The 7,089-nt window shown below is 72.9% G+C and carries 4 protein-coding genes; 1 reads left to right on the forward strand and 3 read right to left on the reverse strand.

Annotated elements, in window-relative coordinates:
- Positions 1–31: 31 nt before the first annotated feature.
- From ACFVFQ_RS25145 to ACFVFQ_RS25155, 3 genes are all read right to left on the reverse strand, one after another.
- Positions 32–1,717 carry an ABC transporter ATP-binding protein gene (locus ACFVFQ_RS25145; RefSeq protein ID WP_383419835.1) on the reverse strand — a complete coding sequence of 562 codons (1,686 nt, stop codon included), beginning with the start codon at positions 1,715–1,717 and terminating at the stop codon, positions 32–34.
- Between the two features lie 501 nt (positions 1,718–2,218).
- Entirely contained in the window at positions 2,219–2,389 is a 171-nt protein-coding gene (locus ACFVFQ_RS25150) for a hypothetical protein (protein WP_383419825.1), read from the reverse strand.
- 256 nt (positions 2,390–2,645) lie between these two features.
- Complete coding sequence (locus ACFVFQ_RS25155) at positions 2,646–4,910, reverse strand: germacradienol/geosmin synthase (protein ID WP_383419837.1); 2,265 nt, start codon at positions 4,908–4,910, stop codon at positions 2,646–2,648.
- A gap of 804 nt (positions 4,911–5,714) precedes the next feature.
- Between ACFVFQ_RS25155 and ACFVFQ_RS25160 the strand changes: the two genes are divergently transcribed.
- Positions 5,715–6,989: an amidohydrolase family protein gene (locus ACFVFQ_RS25160; protein WP_383419840.1), complete on the forward strand. Its 1,275-nt coding sequence runs from the start codon at positions 5,715–5,717 to the stop codon at positions 6,987–6,989.
- Positions 6,990–7,089: the final 100 nt, after the last annotated feature.

Below are 7,089 nucleotides of genomic sequence, written 5' to 3' on the forward strand. Positions count from 1 at the left end.
ACGTTGCCGGTGTGGTGCTCGTCACTTCGCGCTACGCCCGGCCCTCGAAGAGTTCTGCGTACAGGCCGGCGTGGGTGAGGAGTTGGGGGTGGGTGCCGGACTCGGTGAGGTGGCCGTCGTCGAGGACGAGGATGTGGTCGGCGGTGGTGGCCAGGTCGAGGTCGTGGGTGATGACGAGGGTGGTGCGGCCGGCGGCGAGGCGGTGGAGGGGGGCGAGGATGCGTTGGGCGGCGAGGGCGTCGAGGCCGGTGGTGGGCTCGTCGAGGATGAGGACGGGGGCGTCGCGGAGCATCGCGCGGGCGATGGCGACGCGTTGGAGCTGGCCGCCGGAGAGGGCGGCGGTGGCGGGGGCGATGACCGTGTCGTAGCCGTCCGGGAGGGCGGTGATGAAGGCGTGGGCGTCGGCGGCTCGGGCGGCCCGGACGACCTCCTCGTGGGTCGGGGCGGGGGCCTCGCGGCCGGAGGCGATGTTGTGCTCGATGGTGTCGTGCAGGACCAGGGTCTCCTGCGGGAGCAGGGTGATGTTGCGGCGGAGGTCGGCCAGGGGGAGGCGGTCGAGGGGGATGCCGTCGAGGCGGACGGTGCCGGCGTCCGGGTCGTAGAAGCGCAGCAGGAGGGCGGCGAGGGTGGACTTGCCGGCGCCGCTGGGGCCGGTGACGACCAGGAACGCGCCGGGGTGTGCGGTGAAGGTGAGGGAGCTGAGGGCGTTGTGGTGCGGGGAGTTGGGGTAGCGGAAGGTGACGTCCTCGACGCGTAGTTCGCCCCGGGCGCGATGGGGGAGGGGAAGGGCGCGGGACGGGGGCGGGTCGGTGACGGCGGGGTGGGCGTCGAGGATCTCCAGCAGCCGGTCGGCGGCGGCGGTGGCGGCGGTGGCGGTCAGGCCGAGCCGGCCCAGGGAGCGGATGGGCGGGTAGAGGTAGCCGATGAAGGCGGCGAAGGCGAGGAGTTGGCCGAGCGTCATCCGGCGCTGGGAGATCTCCCAGGCGCCCAGGCCGATGATGGCCAGCACGCAGAGGGTCTCCAGGATCTCGATGAGCTGGTCGTAGAGGGCGTTGAGGCGGGCGCTGGCGACCGAGGCCCGCAGCCAGCGGCGGGCCTCCCGACCCAGCCGCTCCTCCTCGTCGTGCTGCCGGTTGTACGCCTGCGTGAGGACGACGTTGACCAGGGTTTCCTCGACGACGGAGGTGAGGGCGCCGTCGGCCGCCCGCTGGCGGCGGGAGACCTCGCGCAGCCGGCCGGTGAAGCGGCGGGTGGCGAAGTAGAAGAGGGGGGCGGCGACGAAGGTGGCCAGGGCCAGCTCCCAGCGCAGCAGGAGGGCGGCGGCGCCGTAGAAGAGGGTGGAGAAGAGGGCCGCGCAGGCGCCCACCAGGCCGCTGACCACGAGCCGTTCGATGGCGTCGACGTCGCCGGTGAGCCGCTCCACCAGGTCGCCGCGGCGGTTGCGTTGGAAGAAGTGCGGGGGCAGCGTCTGGAGGTGGGTGAAGACGCGGGCGCGCAGGCGCAGCAGGAAGCGTTCCGCGGTCCAGGCGGCCAGGGAGTTGCCCAGGTAGCCGACGATCGCGCCGATGACCGCGACCGTGAGCCAGGTGCCGGCGGGGGTCCAGAAGGCGCTGACCGAGCCCTCCTTGAGGGCGGTGTCGGTGAGTTGGGCGAAGAGCAGGATGGTGACGGTCTCGGCGAGGGCCGCGATGACGGCGCACCCGCCGACGAGCAGCATCCAGCGGCGGTCCCCCCGGGTCAGCGGCCAGAAGCGGCGGAACGCCTCCACGGGGCCGACGTGCCGGGTCAGGATGGGGGTGTCGGTGGGGAGTTGGGCGGGTACCGCCGGCGTGGGGCGCTCGGTCGCCGCTGTGCGCTCTTGGCCGTTGACCTTCCGTACCTGCTGCGCCTTCTCCGACGCCTCTGGCTGCTTCGGCTTCGCCCCAACCGCCGTGGCCGGCCGCGTCGTTGGGAGCGTCGTTCCCTCCCGGCCGTCGGGCGTTCTCGTCCGGCGGCCGCGGCGGGTGCTGCGGGCGCTGCGCAGGTGCATGGTGCTTACGTGGTGAGCCGCCGGGGGCCGTTGACGGCAGCCCACGAGGCCGGCTCGCGCGGGGTGCGCGGGCCCGCCTCGGGGTGTGTCTCAGACCCGTTGGCCCGAATCACATCTCACTGGTGACAATGGTCAGCGGTTTTTCCCAAAACACGTAACAAGGGTTTCGGCTCGGACTGACGATTCAGATCAGAGCCTGACGATGACGAAGAATCCGCCTCGGCCACCACGGCCGCCGTAGCCGCCGCCGTACCCGCCGTCTCCGTCTCCGCCGCGACCGTAGTCGTCGTCCCAGTCACCGCCACCGTGGCGGCCCCGGTCGTTCCTGCGGCTGCGGGGGAAGAATGCCTTGAAGGTCATCTTCTCCTCCAGTGATCGAACGTCGCCGCGGCTTGCCCGGACCGTGCTCTGGTGGCGATTCGGCGCGCCCGTCGAGGCGTTCCCTGGGGGCTTCGTCCGGCGGAACGCTTAGGCCGCGACACTGCCGAGATTACGACGACCCCCCGACCCCAACAAGGGGTATATGTGAAAATTCAGGCAAAACGGGCAGGTCACCGTGGGTGGGCGGGGGGCTGCCGAGGGTTGCCGGCAGCCCCCGGCGAGGGGCGTTCGGCCGCTACCCGAGCACCCCCGACGCCACCCGCGCCCCCGACGTCCCCAGCCCCGTCGGGCCCGGGAGCCAGCCGGGGGCGCCGGGCCGGTGGCGGAGGTACTCGGAGCGGTAGCGGCGGCACTCCCGGTGCCAGGTGAGGATGCCGGCGAGCCAGTTCTCCAGTTCGCGGACGTAGCCGTCGAGGGTGGCGCGGGCCTCGGCGGAGAGCTTGAAGTCGTCGTAGAGGATCGGGAGTTGGCGGGCGGCGACGTGTTGGAACTCGCGCATGCGGGAGGTCATCAGGTCGTGGACGATGGCCAGCGCGGTCGGGTAGTCGCAGTCGAAGAAGTTCTGCACGACCAGGACGCCGTTGTGCACCTCGCCCTCGTACTCGATCTCCTTCTGGTACGAGAAGACGTCGTTGAGCAGGCAGGCGTAGTCGGCGGCGGCGTTCTCCAGGGAGCGCATCGGGCCGCTGCGGTAGACCTCCGGCGGGACCTGGCGGCCGTGGCCGAGGCGGCTCAGGCTCATGGTGAGGTCGGAGCCGAAGGTCGCGCGGCGCATCTCGATGTAGTCGACCGGGTCCGGGATGCGGTGCTGGACCTGGTTGTCCAGCTCCCAGAGCCAGCTCGCGGTCATCGTGTCGACGGTTTCCTTGAAGGTGCGGCGGGCGTCCGGGGCCAGCGGGGCGGCGGTGCGCAACCACAGGTCGGCCAGGGCGCGTTCGAGGGCGTTGGCCGGCTCGGGGGCCCGTTCGGACGCGTCGACGGGCATCAGGGCGGAGAGGCGCTTGGTGGCGGCGTGCGCGCCGGCGACGTCGCGGGGGCGGCCGAAGACCGCGGGGTAGTAGTCGTCCGCGTAGGTGCCCCAGGTCAACCACTGGGTGCCGAGGTCGAGTTGGTCCAGGGTGGCGTCGGGGTGCAGGCCGGCGGCGCACAGCGCGAAGTCGAAGCGGACCAGCGCGTCCTCGTCCCAGATGTCGGAGAGCGGCACGCCCGGCTGCGGTCGGAGCATCCCCCTCGCGTGCGCCCAGGTGACGACGTTGCGCCGGGCGGCGCCCAGGTGGGGGCTGAGGGTGGTGGTGAACGGCATGACGAAGTCGGGGAGTTGGGAGGGGCCGACCTTCTGGTGGGGGGCGTGGGTGCGCCGGCGCAGCCGCTGGGTGCCGGCCGCGGCCAGGGCGGTGCGCAGATCGGCGCCGGAGGCGCCCGGGCCCAGGGCGCCGGCGGCGAGCGCGCCGAGCCCCTCGGTGCCCAGGCCGCCGAAGACCAGCGGCGACCAGGGGGCCGCGGCGCTGCCGGGGGCGCCCGCGCCACCGCCGTTCATATAGCGGCTGGAGCGCATGTGCCATTCGTGGCCGCCCGATTGCCAGTCCTGGAGGCCCTTGGCGTACGCGAGCACGGCGGCGGCGTCGGCCGGGGTCAGGCCGCGGTCGACGAAGAGCGGCGGCAGCTCGGTGAGGACGGTGTCCTCGAACTGCTGGAGGCGGGAGGTGATCAGCTCGTTGACCGCGTCCGCGGCCTCCTGGGTGGTGCAGTCCAGGAAGGTCTCCAACACCAGGACGCCGTTGCTGAGTTCGCCCTCGTCCTCGATCTCGCGCTGGTACGAGAAGAGGTCGTTGCGCAGGTGGACGGCGTCGGAGAAGGTGTCCTTCAGGACCCTCAGCGGGCGGGTGTCGGCGACCGCGGCCGGGATCTCGGCGCCGGTCGCGTACTCCACCAGCCCCGCCGACCAGGGGGCGCCGCCCACCTTCCGGCGCATCTCGATGTACTCGACGGGGTTGGCGATCCGGTTGATGTTGATGTTGGAGAGTTCCCAGAGAGACTCGTTGAGCAGGTTCTCGGTGCTCTCGGCGAACCGGCGGCGCCACGCCGGCGACATCGACGGCACGGTGCGCCGCCACAGGTCCGCCAGCCCCGCCTCGACCGGGTTGGTCGGCTCCGGCATGGACGCGGCCGGAGCCGTCGGCGCGTCGAGGCCCATCGGCATGAACGCCGGCAGCCGGTCCAGGTACGCCTTCCCGCCCTCCCGGTCCAGGGTGCGCTTGAACGTCTCCAGGAAGTGGTCGTCGAAGAAGAAGACCCAGACGTACCAGTCGGTGACGAGGTTGAGCGCCTCCTCCGAGCACTCCGGGTGGGTGTAGGCACACAGCAGCGCGTAGTCGTGGGAATCGAGGTCGCGCTCGTCCCAAATGCCGGAACCTTCCAGCATGTTCATCTCCCGCGCCCACGCCTTGGAGTGCGCCCGCGCGGCCTCCAGGTGCGGGTTGAGCCGGGCCGGATGCGGCATGTAGAAGTGCGGCAAGGCGAAGGGCTGCGACGTGGGCTGTGACTGCGTCACCGTTGGTGGCCTCTCCCGATCCGATCTCCCTCCGTACGGACGACATGTACGGAAGGAGGGCGTGCCGCGGCACGCCCTCTGTCGGCGGCTGCCCTACCCAGGGGGGCGGCTCCGTAGGCGCATCCGGTCAGACTCGCGCCGAACTCACACTCTTTCGGGTTGAGTTACCGGGGAGGGCCTGTGATGTGCAGAGCTCGTGAGATATGTGGAGCCGTTTCGGCGGGCCGCGGGGCGCGGTCACCCCGACCCAACGACCGTCCCGGACACCGCGTTTCGGCGGGGTTACGCCACCGCGCACCCCCTCGGGAACGGCCCTGAACTGGGGCGCCGGACGAGCCCCACGGAGTTCCGCCACCCACCCCCCAACCCCCCTCTATCCCGTATGTCGAAAGTCTTGTTCCGCTTTGCGGCGGGTCCTAGGGTCGGGCCACCCGGCGCGGCCGACCCGGTTCCCGGGCCCGGTCGCGCCCACGTATGCGACGGCGGAGGCAGGCGAGCGGGTTGGCGAACGAGCAGTGGGACCAGGGAGCGGCGCAGGAGTCGGAGCGGGAGGAGGGTGGGCCGCGCGCCGGCTTCGGGCGGCGCGGCTTCCTCGCCGGGGTCGCCGGCCTGACCGGCGCGGGCGGGCTGCTCGGCGGGGCGGGCGCCGGCACCGCGCAGGCCCAGGAGCCCGCCGGGCGCGCGCACCCCGGGGGCCAACGGGCGCCCCGCCCCGACCAGTTCGCCGGGGACCGTCAGCTCCTCGTCCCGGAGGTGGTGCTGCTGCCGGACGGACCGGTGCGCGACCACGCCGTCCTCGTCGAGGGCGGCACCTTCCGCGCGGTCGGCCCGGCCGCCCGCCTGCTCGCCGCGCACCGCGAAGGACCGGCGCCGGTCCGGCTCGACGGCCAGTTGCTGATGCCGGGCTTCGTCGACGCGCACCACCACCTCACCCAGAGCTTCGGCAAGGCCCAGTCGTTCGGGCAGCCGTCGGAGATCTTCAAGACGATCTGGGAGCCGCTGGAGCACGCGCTGGACGACGAAAGCGCCTATCTGTCCGCGAAGTTGGCCGCCCTGGAGGCGCTGCGCGGCGGCTTCACCACCGTCGCCGACGCCGGCACCCGGGCGCCGGTCGACGTCGCGGCGGTGGCCAAGGGCACCGAGGAGGCCGGCATCCGCTGCGTCCTGGGCAAGATCGTCTCCAACGGGACGGGCGGGCCGGCCCACTTGGGGCGCTGGGGCGGCCACCCGCTGGTCCACCCCTCCCTGGCCATCGCCGTCCCCGAGGACGCCACCGGCCCGGTCCTGAAGCGGACCGCGGAGCTCTGCGCCGAGGCCGGGGCGGTCTTCCAGATCCACGTCAACGAGCATCTGGCCTCCGTGGAGCGCTCGTTGAAGAGCGTCGGGCGCCGCCCGGTGGACTACCTGCACCACCTCGGCGCCCTCGGCCCGCACACCCTGGGCGCGCACGCCACCCTCCTGACCCCCACCGAGATGCGGCAACTGGCCGACACCGGCGCGGCGATCAGCTACAACCCGGTGGCCAGCGCCTGGAAGGGCAACGCGGTCGCGCACGCCACCATGCTGGCCGCGCTCGGCGTCCGCTTCGGCACCGGCACGGACGGCACCCGCGGCGACGGCTTCCGGCTGGTGGACGCCGCGGAGACGGCCCAGCGGCTGGCCTACGGGCTGGCCGCGGGCGACTCGGTGTGCGGCGCCGGGCACCTGTGGCTGACGCACGCCACCGAGGGCGGCGCCGACGCCCTCGGCCTGGGCCGCGTCACCGGCCAGATAGCCGTCGGCAAGGCCGCCGACTACCTCCTGGTGGACCTCGCCGTCCCCGAACTCACGCCCTCCTACGACCTGCGCTGGGAACTCGTCCGGCTCGCCAACCGGGACCAGATCCGCGCCGTGGTGGTGGCCGGCCGGCTCCGGCTGTGGGAGGGCTGGCCGCCCTCCTGGGATGCGGAGGCGCTGGTCGCGCGGGTGGCCGAGGTGGGGCCGGGGGTGGTTCGGCGCGCCGGTCTGCGGCGGGTGACGCCGCGGTAGGGGGTGGTGTGTGGGGTGGGGCCGCTCGTTGGTGGTGGGTGCCGGGTGCGGGGCCTCCGGGGTGGGTGTTCGGACTGCTTCGCTTTACGTCCGAACACCT

Origin of the sequence: Streptomyces sp. NPDC057743, assembly GCF_042798755.1 — a bacterium.
In the GTDB taxonomy this organism is placed as follows: domain Bacteria; phylum Actinomycetota; class Actinomycetes; order Streptomycetales; family Streptomycetaceae; genus Streptomyces.

Bases quoted from the DNA above. Each gene is read 5' to 3' on its own strand.
- ACFVFQ_RS25145 (WP_383419835.1), bottom strand. From the start codon at position 1,717: ATGCTGCTCGTCGGCGGGTGCGCCGTCATCGCGGCCCTCGCCGAGACC.
- ACFVFQ_RS25155 (WP_383419837.1), bottom strand. From the start codon at position 4,910: ATGCCGCATCCGGCCCGGCTCAACCCGCACCTGGAGGCCGCGCGGGCG.
- ACFVFQ_RS25150 (WP_383419825.1), bottom strand. From the start codon at position 2,389: ATGACCTTCAAGGCATTCTTCCCCCGCAGCCGCAGGAACGACCGGGGC.